Here is a 14,893-nt window from a genome sequence, read left to right as displayed (position 1 = left end):
CGCCGCGATAACAAGAGGTTTCGCAAAAAGTGCATATCTACCGAACCGCGGGAACCCCGCCGTCCGTGGAGCCGGACAAGAGCTGACTTACACGAAATTCCTCAGCGATTCCCGATACGACAAAGGATGGATCAGCGGTGACCGAAAAACACCACGCGACGCACGGGCTCCTGGCGCCGGCCATGCTCACCCCGCCCCCGTGCACAGAAGTCGGCGCCTCGGCGGAGCCCCGGCCGGTGCTCGATCGCTGGGTCCATGAGAGGCACACGCCCATGAACACGGCATCCACGCACATACCTGCAGGTGCGTGCGCCCAGCCGGAGCAGTCCCTGTCTCCGCCTGATCAGTGAGGAGCGGACATCATGTACCTGAACTTTCGCACGCCAAGCCGTCGATCACGGACCGCGGCCGGGCTGGCCGTCGGCACCGTTGCCACTGTCGCCGCGCTGGGGCTGCTCAGTTCATGCGGCCAGTCGTCGCATTCCTCGTCCACCGGGACCGGCGCCATCACACCCGGTCCGGGGCAGCACCAGATGGCAGGCATGACCGGAGCCACGGGGCTGGGGAACACGGCGGGCACCGCTTCCGCCGCCTCGCCGACACCGAGCATGAGCATGCCGATGAGGCCCGCGAGTACGGGCCGGTCGGACGCACCGGTGACCGGAAACGCCGTGGCGATCAAGAACTTCGGATTCTCCGCGGCCACGCTGAAGGTCAAAGCGGGCACGACAGTGACCTGGACCAATCAGGACACCGACGCCCACACCGTCACCAGCGCCGGATCGGGCGGCCCGTTGCATTCGGCCGCACTGGGCACCCACGCCACCTACACGTACATGTTCACCAAGCCCGGCACCTACGCCTACCTCTGCACCATCCATCCGTTCATGACCGGCACCGTGGAGGTGACCTGATGAGCAACTACTACGACAGTCACGAAGGGGCATCGGCCGAAGACGCCGGTCAGCCCGATACCGAACACGGCATGAACAGGCGTCAACTCCTGCGACATGCAGGGTGGTTCGGCGGCGCGGTTGTGCTGACCGTGGCCGGTGGAGAGGTGATCAGCCATATCGCGGACTCCCCGGACGCCAACGCCAGGCCCGTTGCAGCTGGAAGCGGCTCGCTGCGGTTCGTGCAGATCTCCGACAGCCATATCGGATTCCAGGGCCCGGCGAACCTGGACGTGGTCGGCTCATTCACCGAAGCGATCAGCCAGGTCAACTCGCTCGGGTTCAGGCCGGACTTCGTCATGCACAGCGGCGACCTGACCCACCTGTCCACGGCCGGGCAGTTCGACCAAGTCAAGCAGCTGATGGCCGGATTGAAGACGGACCGCATCTTCACCGTGCCGGGCGAGCACGACTCCATCGGCGATGCCGGCCGCGCCTACCGGCGGACCTTCGGCATGGGCACGCTCGGCGATGGCTGGTACAGCTTCGACACCCACGGGGTGCATTTCATCGCCCTGGTCAACACCCTCAGCCTGGAGAAGCTCGGGCACCTCGGCAATGAACAGATCGACTTCGTTCGCAACGATCTTTCCGGACTGCCGTCGGACACCCCCATCGTGGTCTTCAGCCACATCCCGCTGTTCGCCATGTACCCGCAGTGGGGCTGGAGCACCGACGACGCCCTCAAGGTCATCGCCCTTCTGCGCCGCTTTTCCTCCGTCACCTGTCTCAACGGGCACGTCCACCAGCTTTTCACCAAGACCGAGGGCAACATCACCTTCCACTCCGCCACCACCACCGCCTACCCCCTGCCCAAACCGGGCCGTGCAGCCGCCCCCACCCCGCAGGTCGTCCCTGCCCGGCAGCTCAAAGACGCACTCGGCATCCGCAGCGTCGGCTACCGCCAAGGCGACCGCGAACTGGCCATCAAAGATCAGAGGCTGGCATGAATGCCCGAAGACTCCTCGCCCCCACCCTGCGGTCGGCGACCGCCGCAACCCTCGCCGTCGGCGGATCCATCCACGCCCAGCTCTACGTCGACGGGTATCGCTTCATCCACGCCGTCGGCCCCTTGTTCCTGCTCCAGGCCGGCGTTTCCTTCGCTCTCGCTGTCCTGCTGCTGGTCGGGATGCCGTCCCCGCTGCTGCGGACCGCCGCGGCAGGTGTCGCGCTCGGCGCCCTGGGCGGATTCACCGCTTCGCGGACCGTAGGCGTGTTCGGATTCACCGAGCACGGTCTGCAGCCCGAGCCACAAGCGGTCCTGAGCCTCCTCGCCGAAACCGGCACGCTGCTGCTCCTCGCCATCTGGCAGGTGACCGTGGCCAGGCAACCCCGAGTTGCCCGACCGCCCGTCAGGACACCCGACTGGGCCACCACCCGCACACCACCCAACTGAACGACCACTGCCAGGCGGGTGCTCACGGGTTGCCGCGATTTCGCGTCGGCTCAGGACCTGCAGGCCCTGCTGCTTGCCGAAGCCTCCACGTTCGGCCTGACCACCGACCACTCTCCACCACGTTGCGCAAGCCGCAGGCGGACAGCGGTGTGGATGCACCCGCCCTCAATCCGGAACCAAGGAGCACCCCCATGTACCTCGAACCGCGCCCAGGAATTGCTTGGCCGAGCCCGCGCCTCCGCGAACTGAAGGATGCCGTACGCGCCTTGCTCGGCCTGGACGACGACACCGCCGTCATCATCCGCCAACTCATCTGTGGCGATGTCGTCCACCCACCGCTGGAAACCGTCGTCAAGGTGCTGCCCATGGACGGCGAGGCCCGCCGCTGGACGCTCCACCGCCCCGCTGAGGAGATTACCGAGAACGAGCTGCGGGCCACCCTGCTCCACCGCCGACCGAGCTGACCGGCGGACGGTGAGACATTCGCGAAGGTGCTCGACACCTCAACCGAGCACGACCATCCAGACCATGAGGCGGTCGGCTTTCGCTGCGCCGGCCGTCCCGGCCCGCGCCGTGAGGTGCCCGTGCACTGCTGTCGCCGGCCGAGGCAGCGGATGTCGCCGTGTGGGGCGCGGCCGCGGCAGCCCTGGCCGGCTCGCGGGTTCGTACGCCCGCCGTCGCCGATGCCGTGGCGGCGGCGCTCGCCGAGGACAACCGATCCGCCCTCGGGCTATCCATTTGCCGGGTCCGGAAGCTTCCTTTCGCCCGTATGGCCGGCGGCGGGGCGACGGGTCGCTCCTACTTGCCGAGGGCGTCGAGTTGGCGGCGGAGGAGGTTCTGTGCCCCACTGCGGTCGGGCGTCGCGGCGGTGAAGTAGTGGATGTAGACGAACAGGTTGTTGCGGACGCTGATCAGCTTGACACCGGCGTTGCCGAGGTTGTCGAGGGTGCTGATGACGGAGCCGGTGGCATGGTCCGCGGGGTCCGCGAAGGTCTGTTTGTGCGGCGTGCTGCTGGTCTGCCAGGAGTGTGCCATGGACTTGTACATGCTCTCGGCGCCGGTGGATGAGGCGAACCGAACGAGGAAAATGTCGGCCTGGCTGCCATCGGTACTGATCCAGCCCTGTCGCGCGGCCGCGACGAAGTGCCGGCGTACCAGCACGGCCTTCTCCCGCGAGACGGAGTCCGCGGCGAAGAGTCCGTGGGCGAAGCCGTCCAAGTCCAGCGCGCCGTCACGGTTGGTCCAGGCATGCGCGCCTGCCGGCACCGGAAGGATGGTGGCCGTGAGCTGTGCTCCCGCCCCGGACGCTGGTGCGCCCCAGGCCGAGGAGGGGGTCGCGGCGGCAGACGGATGGGATGTTGCTGAGCCCGTGGCTGCCGACGCAGGCCGGGAGAGCGGCGTCGAGCAGCCTGCCAGCACTGCCGTCAGAAAGGCTGCGGCGAGGACCTCGGCGTACCGTCTTGGTGTGTGCACGCCGGGATAATGGCCGATCTCACGATCTTGTGTCCATCCGGGTGCTGCCGGACGGCGGAGTGAGGTCTGTCCGAACCCGGTGACGAGGGGGTGGTTCGGTCAGGCGGAGCAGCGCAGCGCCCCGCCTCAAGTACCAATGCCCCAGTATTTCCTCAGCTGACCTTCCATGAACGGGCGCGGACTCACACTCACTTCGCCGGCGAAGGGATGGTCGAGGACGAGGACGAGGGTGAGGCTCAGGCCTACCAGCAACGCGATCGATCCTACGAAAATTAGCTGAACCTTGAGGTTCTCCACTCCGTAAAGCAAGGTGACCAGTATCACGACCAGCGCTCCCCCGTAGGTGAGGACCTGGAGGAGAGCGGGCAATCGTTGCGTTGCGGCCAGGATGCGGGTTCTGCGCTGTGCGGTGATGTCGTTCAATCGCTCCACCGACTGGCTGTAGAAGGCCTGTTCGGAAGCGCTTTTAGGATTGTAACCCTGGAGAGCTCCATACAATGCCTCAAGCTTGCCCGAGGTCGCGCTGAGGCTATTTTTCCCCTCGCGCATCAGCGGCCATGCATCTTCTACGACAGCGTGGACGTATCCCCCGATCGCTTGGTCCAGTTTCTTCTGCACCTCGTCAGGAAACGAATGCGCGTTGCGGGAGATAACGGCGAGATCTGTAGCCTCCGAGGTCACCACTACTTGAACTTGCTCAAGCTCGGTCCACAAGGTCACGATGACGAAAGCGAGAACGATTCCGTAGATGGCTCCGAACAGTTCAAGTACCGTGCGGGATACATCGTTGGACACGCCATTGATCAAGGCAGGGAAAACGTGACGCGTCACCAAGCAGGCGACGAGTGACAAAACAACAACGCCTCCAACGATGAGGATCGCGAGGCTGGCCGTGTTCAGGTTGTTGAGTAGCCAAAGTCCCACGCGGGCGACCTTATCATGTACGACCGCTCATTGCTGATTCCCAATTGACGTTTCCATATCCCGTCAACTCTCAGTTCTGAGACATTGAGCCATTCCAACCCGGCTTGTGGGCAGTGTAGTTGGAGTGATGAAGGGCAACTCCATCTGAGCCGACACGTTCTGGCCGTAGGGCAACCGATGGCCGAACGTTGGAGGCGTGATCAGGTCAATCCTCTTCGTCCTCCAATCCAGCCACGTCTCCAATGGCGACGCGTAGGCCATGCATGCCCTGCAGGATGTCGATGAGGGCTTCCTCCGCCCCACCCAGAGCCCGTCGGGTTCCCTCGACATCACCTCGCTCCGTGTGCAGCTGGGCGCTGAGTGCATACACCGCCGCCATGGCGGCGGCGAAGGAAGCCTCCCGCCCAGGTGGCAGCTCCTCCGCGTCGGGCGCGACCTGCATCGCAGTACGGTGCAGCCTGTTCGTCAGGACGTTGACCGCAAGGCCGGGGTCAGCTCCTACCTGTTCGGACCAGCCGAGCATCGTGGAGAGGACGTCCTCGATCTCCTCATCCTCGGTCAAACGCGTCGCGGCGGTGATTTCCAGCTCTGTCTTCGCCAGCAGGCTCCCCAGTAGATGCAGACGGTCCTCTTCCTGCGGACCCTCGGGTCGCACTTCCGGGTCAGCCATCGGCTCAGCCCCGAGAGCGACCAACGCGGCATGGACCTGTTCAGCCGTCACCGGACGCTCGCTACTGATGCTCATGTCTTCAGCTTCACCCCACGATGGGGTATCGCCCGTGCGCACACACCGACAGGTTCAAAAAAGCACGCTCTCACCGTGCGGTGTACGGGTGATCGCGAGGAGCGGCGTCGAGAGGAGTCCCACCGGCGGCGTGTCCCTGAGCGAGCGGTGGGCGGTCACCGCTCCCGCAGAGGGGACAGGCAGTGCGCGAGCACGTAGTGCATCTCCCGCGTCCAGCTGCCCGGCAAAAACTCTGTCCTGCGATGCAACCTGCCTCCGAGCCCATGCGTATAGGAGGCGATACCGCACCTCACTCGGGGGATTACATGTACTTGAACCGTTCGGCCGGTCGGACCGCCGGCCGTTTCGGCGCTGTTGTCGTGGCCTGCGCGGCCCTGTTCACGGCTGCCGGCTGTTCGACGGACGCGGGTTCCGGCATCAGGGTGGCCGCTGACACGCCGGATGCCCGGGCCTCCACCGCGGCGGCCGACAAGGCCGCAGGCGGGCACGATGACGGCGCGGGCAAGGCGTCCGGTGCACCCTCGGTTCCGTCCATGCCGGAGCCCGCCGCGCTTGCGCAGGCGCGGGTGAACATACGCGACGGCCAGACTGTCGGAGTGGGCATGCCGATATCCGTCACCTTCGCCCAGGCGGTCCCAGCCGCCGACCGCAAGGGTGTGGAGAGCTGGCTCCGCGTACAGACCTCGTCCGGCACGATGGGCGCGTGGAGCTGGGTGAAGGACCACAACCTCCTGGACGGGCAGCGCGTCGACTTCCGACCCGGCACCACCTACTGGCAGTCCGGCACCCGGATCACCCTCCGTCTCGGCTCGCACGGCGCCCGGCACTTCACCATCGGCCGGTCGTTGGTCGCCACGGTCGATGCGAAGACGCACATGATGACCGTCCGCGCCGGTGGTACGGCACAGCGCATCCCGGTCACCACCGGGGCGCCGGGGACGGACACCTGGAACGGGACGATGGTCGTCATGGACAAACAGCCCAAGGTGTACATGGACTCCCGCACCGTGGGCCTCGGCGACACCTACCACGACTACTACTACTGGGCCGTGCACCTGACGACATCAGGAACGTACGTGCACCAGAACCCGCGGGCGAACACCGAGGCCGGACACCGCAACGTCACCCACGGCTGTGTCGGCCTCGCCTCCAACGGCACCGCCCGGCACTTCTACGACCAGGTACGGACCGGCGACGTCGTCACAGTCACCGGGGCGGACAAGGACCGCGTCGCCGCCGGCAACGGCTATGGCGACTGGAACCTGACCTGGAAGCAGTGGCTCGCACACAGCGAGGCCGGCGCCACCACGACCGCATGACCCCCATCGCACCGGCCCTGCGCCACACGCGCCCCGCGCCGTAAGTAGAGAGCACGACAAGGTGACCGAGGACGAGTTCGACCTCTTCTACACGGCTGCCTGCCCGCGTCTGGTGGGTCAGCTGTACGCCCTGACGGGCGACTACTCCGAAGCCCAGGACGTGGTCCAGGAGGCGTTCGCGCGCGCCTGGGAGCGGCGTTCGTCCGTCCTGAACGGCGAGCGCGATCCCGAGGCCTGGATCCGCACGGTGGCACACCGTATGGCATTGAGCCGCTGGCGGCGGGCGCGCCGCTGGTGGGAGCTGGTGCGGGGCGAGTCCGTCCCGCGGCCGGTGCCCGAACCGAACCCGGACCATGTGGCGTTGGTCGCCGCACTGCGGCACCTGCCGGATGCCCAGCGGACCGCGATCGTGCTGCATCACCTGTGCGATCTGAGCGTGGAGCAGATAGCGGCCCAGACCGGTGCGGCCGTCGGCACCATCAAGGCACGTCTGTCACGCGGCCGTACGGCACTCGCCGCTCTCCTGGTGAGCGAGGAAAACCACTCCACGGAGGAAGCCTGTGTCTGACCAGCCACCACCGCAGCCCCTGACCGAGACGGAGCTGTCGGCCCGGCTCCGTGGCCTGGCCGCGCAGGGCGCGGCGCCGGCCACAGGCGCACAGGCGAGGAACCGGGCGCAACGCCGTCGCCGCGGCCAGCGCGTTGTGCTCTCCTCCACCGCGCTGGCAGCGGCGGCCCTCACCGGCCTCGCCTCCGGTGCCCTCGGTTCCGTCACCAAGGCGGCCGCACCCCCTGCGGCATCCGTGTCCCACACCCCGTCACCCGTTCCGTCCCAGGCGCCCGTACAGCGGGTGACGATCGACCTGGAGGCCTACACATTGACCATCGAAGGAAGGAGGTTCCGCATCAGCGGGTTGCAGGAAAACTGCCCGATCGGCGAACGGGCGGTCACGGTCACCGCCAAGCACCCCTCCATCACACTGCGCCCCGACAGGTTCACCAAGTATGTGCCCCGCCTGCAGTGGGCGGTCACCTTCACCGACCGCCGTCACCACGAGCGGCTGCTGATGTGGGCGCTCGACCCCGCCGCCGGTCTCAACAGCATCGGTCACAACGCCGGCCCCGGCGCCGTCGCCCTCTCACCCCGGGACGGGAAGTGGGTGTACGACGCCATCAAGACCGGCGCACGTGTGGAGATCAAGGGCCGACAGGCCGCGAGCGCGGACCCGGACTCCGTGTGCTACGAGCGCCAGCCGGTCACCGGCGACCAATGATGCCGAACCGGCAGCGCGGCACGAGCACACCCACCGTACTGGCCCTGTGCTGAAGTCAACTACCGCTACAGGCCGCCAAGTTGATTTCCGGCTGGCACATGTATGACGGCTGATGCAGCGAACCCTGCTTTGCCTTCTCCAAGGCCCCCACTCCTGAAAGCCTCGAACCCCGATGACTGAAACGACTGCCACGACCCCCGAGAACACCTTCCTTCCGGGTGGTCGGCGCCGGCACCGCAAGCCCAGACAGTATGGGGCCGGAACCGGTGGGCGCCGGGCCCTCGTCCTCGCCATGGCCGTGCCCGTGGCGTCCGCCGCCCTGGCGGGTCCGTCCGCCTTCGCCGCCCAAAAGGGTGTCGGTACGACGGCCAAGACCCACGACCTGGACACGGCCGACAGGCAGATGGCCCAGAACCTGAAGACCCGGGTACTCGATCAGCGACTGGGCTCGAACGTGAGCGGCGTGGTCCTCAACGCGGACACGGCTACCACCATCTGGGGCCACAACGCCTCCACCGCGCTGATGCCGGCGTCCAACGCCAAGCTCGCCACTTCGACCGCCGCCCTGACCGTGCTCGGCCCGCAGCATCGGTTCACCACGAAGGTCGTCTACGGCCACGGCACCCTGACCCTCGTCGGCGGCGGCGACCGCACTCTGACCACCGCCGATCTCGCAGAGTTGGCGAAGACCGCGACTGCTGGACTCAAGGCCGCGGGCCGGACCACCGTGAAGGTCACCGTCGACGACAGCCTGTTCCCGGAGCCGGCTCTGGCCAAGGGCTGGAACGGCGGCTACTACCCTGACACCGTCGCCCCGGTCCGCGCGCTGGTGGTGGACGGGCACGGCGTCCACGACACCTCCATCGACGCAGGACAGGTCTTCGCCGGGCAACTCGCCGCGCATGGCGTCACGGTCACCGGAGACGTCACCCGTGCCACCGCACGCCCGACGGACGTTCCGGTGGCCCAGCACAAGTCGGCGCCGCTGTCGAACATGGTCCGCACGATGCTCAAGCACAGCGACAACAACATCGCCGAGACCCTGCTGCGGATGACGGCCCTGGGCGCGGGGCGCGCTGCCACCTTCGAAGGCGGCACTGCGGTCGTACGCCGGGTGCTGAGCCGGGAGTACGGCGTTTCGCTCGACAACCTCGAGCTCCACGACGGCAGTGGCCTGTCCCGGGCCGACCGCATCCCGGCCGCCACGCTCGCGCAGATCCTCGAACTGCTGACGCAACCCCGCTACGCGCACACCCTCGGCGCCGTCCTCGACGGCCTGCCCGTCTCCGGGGAGGTCGGCGGCACGCTCGGCCCGGAGTACGGCCGTTTCGACGACGCCAACTCCAAGTGCGCGGTGGGCAAGGTACACGCTAAGACCGGCACCCTCACCGGCGCCATCTCGCTGAGCGGTCTGACTCACGGCAAGGACGGCAAGTGGAAGGTGTTCTCCTTCGTCGAAAACGGCGCCACGGCCGACCCGAACGCCATCAAGGACGCCATGGACGGCCTCGCGGCGACCGTCAACGGCTGCTACGCGTAAGGGATTCAGCCTCGGCACTGGTGGGGCTCTGACATCCCCTCTGCCGCACGGCCGCGTCGCCCCCCAGCGGCTGAAAACCGAAGGCTGGTGGCGGGCCGCCGCCTGCCGGCGGCCGGATCCATCGGAGTTGAAGCGGGGGCCGCTGGCCCACGCTTTCGAGGACGATCAGCGGTGGACGCCGAACCGGGGCAAGCTGCTGATCGGCCGACTCTTCCATGTGGGGGACACGGTGCAGCGGGTGTGGACGCTGGTACGCCGGCACGGACATCGCGACAGCCCAAAAGCCCGGATACGCCGACCTCGTGATCGCTGCCGACGACGACGAGCTGCCAGTGGCGGCCGAGACTGATCGCGACGGCGGGGTTCCCCGCTCCCGTGTCCCTGGCCGCGGAAGCGGGACCCGGGTTCCTACTGGACGTCGACGAAGTCGCTGGCCGACGTCGCGGCGTCGGTGGCGGTGGTACCCGCGTAGGAGAAGCGGTAGTACCCGTCGCTCGTCGCGGTCGTGGTGGCCGTCACCGCTCCGCCGGAGCCGCTGGTGACGGTCTTGAGGGTCGTGTACGTGCGGGTGCCCGACTTGCGGTACTGGAGCTTCACCGACACGTTGCTCAGCCCCGCATAGGCATGGGTCTCCCAGTTGGCGCGGGTGAGCTTGCCCTTGACCGTGATGGTCCGGCCATGGACCACCGGCTCGGGCGAGGCGTTCGCGGTCAGCGTGGTGTTGCGCTTGATGTGCACGGAGCCGGCGTATCCGTCGCTGACGGAACCGCTCGGGCGGCCGTACGCGATGGCGTACGCGTGCCAGGTGCCGGCAAAGGCGTTCTTGGTCATGTCGGCCTTCGGGTCCACGGTGAAGTGGACCGTGCACGTCGCGGTCTGGCCACTGGTCGCCACGCAGGAGCCCGATCCCTCCTCGGCGGGAAACAGAGCGCCGTCCCTGCCCTGGTCGTCGAAGGAGGTGCCGTGCCACAGGGCGACCCAGCCGCCGGTGACGCCGTCCGGGTCGGCCGCATCCACCGTGGCGGTGAACGATTGCTTGGCGGACGTACCGAGGACGATGTCCTTGCCGCCGTTGACGACGACCTTCGTGATCGTCGTGTCGTCACTGTCCATCGGTCCCGCGTGCGCCTGCGCGGCGGCGGGAAACACCAGAGCCGAAGCGAGAACCAGGGCGCCGGACAGAGCGGCGACCGAAGCGCGTATGCGCATATGCATCCCCCACGTGAGAAGAAGGGCCCTGCGGGACGTCTCCCGACAAGAGCCCATGAGCGCACGCATCGTACAGATTCTTTCGAGCCACGACGAGATGCGGGGCCGATAGGGTACGGGCCGCGTCGGACGATCAAGGGGGACCACCGATGGACGATCAGGAGAGCCTGCGCCGCTATGGGCTCCGCCCCGCAGGCGTAGACCTCGGCGAGATCCGGACACTGCTCGGGGAGTGCACGGAGCGTGAACGACGAGTCCAGGGCGAAGGCGACACGGAGCTCATGAAGCTTTGCTGCGTCCAACTGTTCAACAGCGGCCGGATCGACGACGCGCTCCTCGTCTGGAGTGCGAAGGAAGCCGGCTTCGATGCAGCCTGCTCGATCGACGTCCAGCTCCTGCTCGGACACGGACTCGATGCGACGAAGGCCTACCTCGCGGCTCACCCTGCGCCTTCTGCGGCGGCAGCGCTACGCCGACTGATCGAGGGCGAGGCGCTCGGTGAATTCGAGGGCTTCTCAGTCGAGGAACACTCCGCCTTCTACGACAGATACTACGGCGTCCACTGAATCTGAAGCATCGCTCATTGGTCGTGATGAGCCTGGCGCCGGCAAGGCGGCCGTCGACGAGGTCCGGAGACCTCGACCGCCTGGTCGCCGCGTTCAATTGCCCGTCTGGCCGGCTTCTGCCAGTACGTCAGCGGAGCATCAGCGGCGGCCGCGTGGGAGAGACTGACAGCGCCTCCTGGCACAGGCCGAACTGGAGGAGATCACGTGGCAGCCGGCCTGGAGTCTCGACCTGAGTCGGCTGCGCCCACGCTCGCCCGCTCGCGGGGAGAGCTTCCTGCTTCTGACCACCTGACCGGCATCAGTGCTCGTCGCGGCAATCCTGTTGGCCGACTGCGGTGCCGAGCACGTAGGTTGAGCGGATGTCGACGCTGCCGGTGATTCTCTTGCTGTCGGGAAGTCTGAGGACCGCCTCCACCAACGAGGCCGTATTGCGTACCGCGGACGAGGTGGCGCTGTCCGCAGGCGTACGTACCGTCCGGTACGAGGGGCTGGCGGCCCTTCCGCACTTCAACCCCGATGATGATGCCGACCCGCTGCCGACGGCCGTGGCCGGGCTTCGGGCTGCGATCGACCGGGCAGCTGGGATTCTGGTCTGCACCCCTGAGTACGCGGGCACACTGCCGGGCTCTTTCAAGAACCTGCTGGACTGGACGGTCGGCGGCACGGAGATCAGTGACAAGCCGGTCGCCTGGGTCAACGCGGCCGCCCCGGGGCGCGGTCAGGGAGCGGAGGCCACGCTGAGGACGGTGCTGGGCTACACCGGCGCAGGCATCGTGGAGTCGGCCTGCGTGAAGATCCCGGTGGACCGGGCGATGGTTGGCGAGGACGGGCACATCACCGACCCGGAGGTCCGTCGGCAACTGATCGAGGTGCTCCGCCTGTTGACGACGTCCAGCGAGTAGACCACTGCGAAGTCGGTCGTATTGTGCCTGCTGCGATTCATCACCTGAACCGTCGACAGGCCCAGAGAGAGAACCGATTCTCGCGGACAACGGGCTCACCCATCTGCCGACCGAGATCGGACGGTGCGCTACCTCAACGTCCCCGATTGCGTCACCTGGATCTGCGGGAGAATGCCCTGGCCGAACTACCTGAGTTCCTCCCAGACTTGCCCCGGCTGCGTCAGCTGGACGTGCGAAGCAACGGTCTCACGCAGCTACCGGACCGGGTCGTCGACATGCCCTCACTGGAGAAGCTGGACCTGCGCCGGAACGCCTGCGAGCCCTCCTCATCGCTACTGATCCAGCTGGAGCGGCGAGGCTGCGTCGTCCTGTTCTAATGGTTCTCTGCCCCGACAAGGAGGACAAGCGCGGTGACGACGGCGGCGAGAGTCATCGCCGCCGCAGCCGGGACTGCGAGAACTCGCTGGTCCGCGGGCCGCTGCCGGCGGGCCAGTACGAGCGCAACCCAGGCCGCCTGCGCGAGTACGCCGCCGATGAGGGCGAGCAGCAGTGGCATGAGGCCGTCCGGGATGGGCAAGGCGTTGGCCACGAAGGCTCCCGCGACCGGACTCAAGCAGGCCAGCCCGATCCATGGAGCCACGCGCCGTTTCGGGTGGACTCCCAGCAGAGCGGCCAGCGCCAGCCCCTCGCCGGCCGCGTGAACCAGGAGCGCCGCCATCACGGCGACCGACGGGGCCAGTGCCAGGGTCGCCCCCTCCAGAAGACGGTGCAGTGCGAGCCCTGATGCTGAGCCGATGCCGCCCGCACGACCCCGCTCGCACGGGCAGCCGATACCGGCCACGGCACCCGTCACCCCGTAGGAGGCGAGTGCAGCGAGCGGCACTGCCCACTGCGGCAGGCCGACCTCGTCCGCTTCGTCCCACGCGTCGGGCAGGAGGTCGAGGACTGCGATGATCAGCAGAATCCCCGACGCCGCGGCAAGCAGGAGCTCCGACCGGCTGGATCCGCGCCGTGCCAGCCAGACGCCCGCCGTGGTGGCCACAGCCACCAGGACCACGGCCACCAGCGTCTCGGTGGAGGGCAGCTGCCACCCTGTTCCTTCGTCGGTCTGTGCGCCTGCCGCGCAGAGTACGGACAGCAGCATGTCATCGGCGGTAGCAGTACGAATCCGAGGAGGCGTCGCCGCCTTGAAGGCGCGTCTGGTGCACGCGCAACCCGGAGAACTCCGTGCCGTGCGGGAAGAAGCCGCTGTCGACCACGAGCCCGCCGTGCGCGGTGTCGGCGTCGAGTTTGACCATCCACGGGTCGATGCCCGAGGGATAGATCTGCTCGTCCCAGGCGGCGTACAAGGAGTTCGTCAGGTACACCCGCCGTCCGTCCCGGCTGAGCTCGACCATCTGTGCTCCACCGGTCAGCGGCATGTCCGGTTCGGCGGGGTGCGGCTGTCGGGAGACGACGCCACCGAGACGCACGGCCGCTGTCTGCCGTGGACGGAACGGGTCGCTCACGTCGTACTGCAGCAGGTCACCGGTTCCCCAGGCGGACACGTACAGCCACTGGTCGTCCACCGACAGGTCGATGTCGGTGATCAACGGCGGCACGGCGCCGAACGGCTGCAGAGCCGGGGGCAGGTCCTCCGTCTGCGCGGGCTCGGCCGGGACGGTGATCACCTTGCGGATCACGAAGTCCTCGCCCTCCCGGTTCCACAACCAGACCGATGCCGACAGGTCCTCCACATTGACCACGGTGTTCGTGAACCCCCACGTCGCCTCGGGATCGTGTGCCGGGCGCAGTTCCAGAACCATCTGGTTCTCGTCCCCGAGGTCGAGGCTCTGCAGATGCCGGCCGGAGTCCAGCTCCCAGAAGTGCAAGGTATGGCCGTACTGGCGACCCAGGAGCAGTTCGGGGACAAGGCCGTCCTCGATCATCGAGGGGGACCCCCACTCGCTGGTCACGGCGATGTTCCGGCGCAGATGCCACCAAACGTCGTAGGCGAGCTGCTGCGGTCCGCGGTCGCTCTCCCAGGCGCGCAGCACTTCGAAGCTTTCATGGTCCAGGAGCGCGACGCCGCCGGGCCCGTCGGCACCGTCCGCGCCGCCCAGGCAGGAAAGGAACATTCCGTCGGGGCCGCAGTGGAGTGTGTGCGGGCGGGAGTATCCGGCCTTGGCAGCCAGCTCCTCGGGCTGGATCACCTTCACCAGGTGGGGGCGAGCGGGATCGGGGCTGGTGTCGAAGACGTGCAGCCGGGACGAGCGCAGGCCCGGGACGATGAGGTAGCGCCGTTCAGCGTGCTGGTGACCGGCGTGGGCCAGTGCGCTCGAGCAGGCGTTCCAGCCGAAGTGGTGCAGTTCGTTGCCCGAGTCGGGCAGCTCGGCCTGGGACGTCACATGGCCGTACGCGGAGGATTCGGGGTCGGTACCGACAGTGAACAATGCGTCGGCGCGCTGTGCGGTCGGGTCGAATCCGACCACATAGGCGAGCTTCTCAGGGGGCGCGGCGACGGCGTCCGCGGGAGAGCGGTACAAGGTGGGGTCACTGTGCCCGTCGCTGTGGTGAGCGTGCTCAGTCGTCGTCATGGCTGTTCCTCACTCC

General features: G+C 67.5%; 17 protein-coding genes. 11 read left to right on the top strand and 6 right to left on the bottom strand.

Annotated elements, in window-relative coordinates:
* Nucleotides 1-542 precede the first annotated feature (542 nt).
* From AC07DS_RS43135 to AC07DS_RS43120, 4 genes are all read left to right on the top strand, one after another.
* Nucleotides 543-914, top strand: a complete 372-nt coding sequence (locus tag AC07DS_RS43135) for a cupredoxin domain-containing protein (RefSeq protein ID WP_479154203.1) — start codon at nt 543-545, stop codon at nt 912-914.
* Nucleotides 914-1,903, top strand: coding sequence for a metallophosphoesterase family protein (locus AC07DS_RS43130; RefSeq protein ID WP_479154202.1), 990 nt, complete (start codon nt 914-916; stop codon nt 1,901-1,903). The genes AC07DS_RS43135 and AC07DS_RS43130 overlap by 1 nt, the downstream gene beginning before the upstream one ends.
* Nucleotides 1,900-2,349 (top strand): hypothetical protein, encoded by a 450-nt coding sequence (locus AC07DS_RS43125; protein ID WP_479154201.1) that lies wholly within the window; start codon nt 1,900-1,902, stop codon nt 2,347-2,349. The genes AC07DS_RS43130 and AC07DS_RS43125 overlap by 4 nt, the downstream gene beginning before the upstream one ends.
* Before the next feature lie 191 nt (nt 2,350-2,540).
* Nucleotides 2,541-2,813 (top strand): hypothetical protein, encoded by a 273-nt coding sequence (locus tag AC07DS_RS43120; RefSeq protein ID WP_479154200.1) that lies wholly within the window; start codon nt 2,541-2,543, stop codon nt 2,811-2,813.
* 334 nt (nt 2,814-3,147) lie between these two features.
* Here AC07DS_RS43120 and AC07DS_RS43115 read toward each other — a convergent pair whose 3' ends face one another.
* The 3 genes from AC07DS_RS43115 to AC07DS_RS43105 form a co-directional block, all read right to left on the bottom strand.
* Nucleotides 3,148-3,615 (bottom strand): hypothetical protein, encoded by a 468-nt coding sequence (locus AC07DS_RS43115; protein ID WP_479154199.1) that lies wholly within the window; start codon nt 3,613-3,615, stop codon nt 3,148-3,150.
* 333 nt (nt 3,616-3,948) lie between these two features.
* Nucleotides 3,949-4,746, bottom strand: a complete 798-nt coding sequence (locus tag AC07DS_RS43110; protein WP_479154198.1) for a bestrophin-like domain — start codon at nt 4,744-4,746, stop codon at nt 3,949-3,951.
* Between the two features lie 205 nt (nt 4,747-4,951).
* A complete protein-coding gene (locus AC07DS_RS43105; protein ID WP_479154197.1) occupies nt 4,952-5,491 on the bottom strand; it encodes a hypothetical protein in 540 nt (179 codons plus the stop codon).
* A 305-nt stretch (nt 5,492-5,796) separates the two neighbouring features.
* Here AC07DS_RS43105 and AC07DS_RS43100 point away from each other — a divergent pair, with 305 nt between their 5' ends.
* The 4 genes from AC07DS_RS43100 to dacB all read left to right on the top strand — a co-directional run bounded on the left by AC07DS_RS43100 (nt 5,797) and on the right by dacB (nt 9,624).
* Entirely contained in the window at nt 5,797-6,810 is a 1,014-nt protein-coding gene (locus AC07DS_RS43100; protein WP_479154196.1) for a L,D-transpeptidase, read from the top strand.
* Between the two features lie 61 nt (nt 6,811-6,871).
* Complete coding sequence (locus tag AC07DS_RS43095) at nt 6,872-7,378, top strand: SigE family RNA polymerase sigma factor (RefSeq protein ID WP_479154195.1); 507 nt, start codon at nt 6,872-6,874, stop codon at nt 7,376-7,378.
* On the top strand, nt 7,371-8,084 hold the full coding sequence (locus AC07DS_RS43090) for a hypothetical protein (protein ID WP_479154194.1): 714 nt from the start codon (nt 7,371-7,373) through the stop codon (nt 8,082-8,084). Before AC07DS_RS43095 ends, AC07DS_RS43090 begins: the two co-directional genes overlap by 8 nt.
* A 172-nt stretch (nt 8,085-8,256) precedes the next feature.
* Nucleotides 8,257-9,624, top strand: a complete 1,368-nt coding sequence (gene dacB / locus AC07DS_RS43085; RefSeq protein ID WP_479154193.1) for a D-alanyl-D-alanine carboxypeptidase/D-alanyl-D-alanine endopeptidase — start codon at nt 8,257-8,259, stop codon at nt 9,622-9,624.
* Nucleotides 9,625-10,032: 408 nt separating this feature from the next.
* Here dacB and AC07DS_RS43080 read toward each other — a convergent pair whose 3' ends face one another.
* A complete protein-coding gene (locus AC07DS_RS43080; RefSeq protein WP_479154192.1) occupies nt 10,033-10,833 on the bottom strand; it encodes a DUF5707 domain-containing protein in 801 nt (266 codons plus the stop codon).
* A 149-nt stretch (nt 10,834-10,982) separates the two neighbouring features.
* Between AC07DS_RS43080 and AC07DS_RS43075 the strand changes: the two genes are divergently transcribed.
* The 3 genes from AC07DS_RS43075 to AC07DS_RS43065 all read left to right on the top strand — a co-directional run bounded on the left by AC07DS_RS43075 (nt 10,983) and on the right by AC07DS_RS43065 (nt 12,678).
* Nucleotides 10,983-11,399 carry a hypothetical protein gene (locus AC07DS_RS43075; RefSeq protein ID WP_479154191.1) on the top strand — a complete coding sequence of 139 codons (417 nt, stop codon included), beginning with the start codon at nt 10,983-10,985 and terminating at the stop codon, nt 11,397-11,399.
* Nucleotides 11,400-11,758: 359 nt separating this feature from the next.
* Nucleotides 11,759-12,301, top strand: a complete 543-nt coding sequence (locus AC07DS_RS43070; RefSeq protein WP_479154190.1) for an NADPH-dependent FMN reductase — start codon at nt 11,759-11,761, stop codon at nt 12,299-12,301.
* A 23-nt stretch (nt 12,302-12,324) separates the two neighbouring features.
* On the top strand, nt 12,325-12,678 hold the full coding sequence (locus AC07DS_RS43065) for a leucine-rich repeat domain-containing protein (RefSeq protein ID WP_479154189.1): 354 nt from the start codon (nt 12,325-12,327) through the stop codon (nt 12,676-12,678).
* On the opposite strand, the gene AC07DS_RS43060 is transcribed toward AC07DS_RS43065, so the two are convergent.
* Together AC07DS_RS43060 and AC07DS_RS43055 are read right to left on the bottom strand one after the other, a co-directional pair.
* Nucleotides 12,675-13,445, bottom strand: coding sequence for a hypothetical protein (locus AC07DS_RS43060; protein WP_479154188.1), 771 nt, complete (start codon nt 13,443-13,445; stop codon nt 12,675-12,677). The two genes, AC07DS_RS43065 and AC07DS_RS43060, sit on opposite strands and share 4 nt — an antisense overlap.
* 1 nt (nt 13,446) lies before the next feature.
* Entirely contained in the window at nt 13,447-14,877 is a 1,431-nt protein-coding gene (locus AC07DS_RS43055; protein WP_479154187.1) for a selenium-binding protein SBP56-related protein, read from the bottom strand.
* Nucleotides 14,878-14,893 lie beyond the last annotated feature (16 nt).

Source organism: Streptomyces sp. NPDC044064 (genome assembly GCF_056434245.1).
The sequence above is the reverse complement of the archived record's forward strand: the minus strand, read 5'-3'. Positions and strand labels throughout refer to the sequence as shown.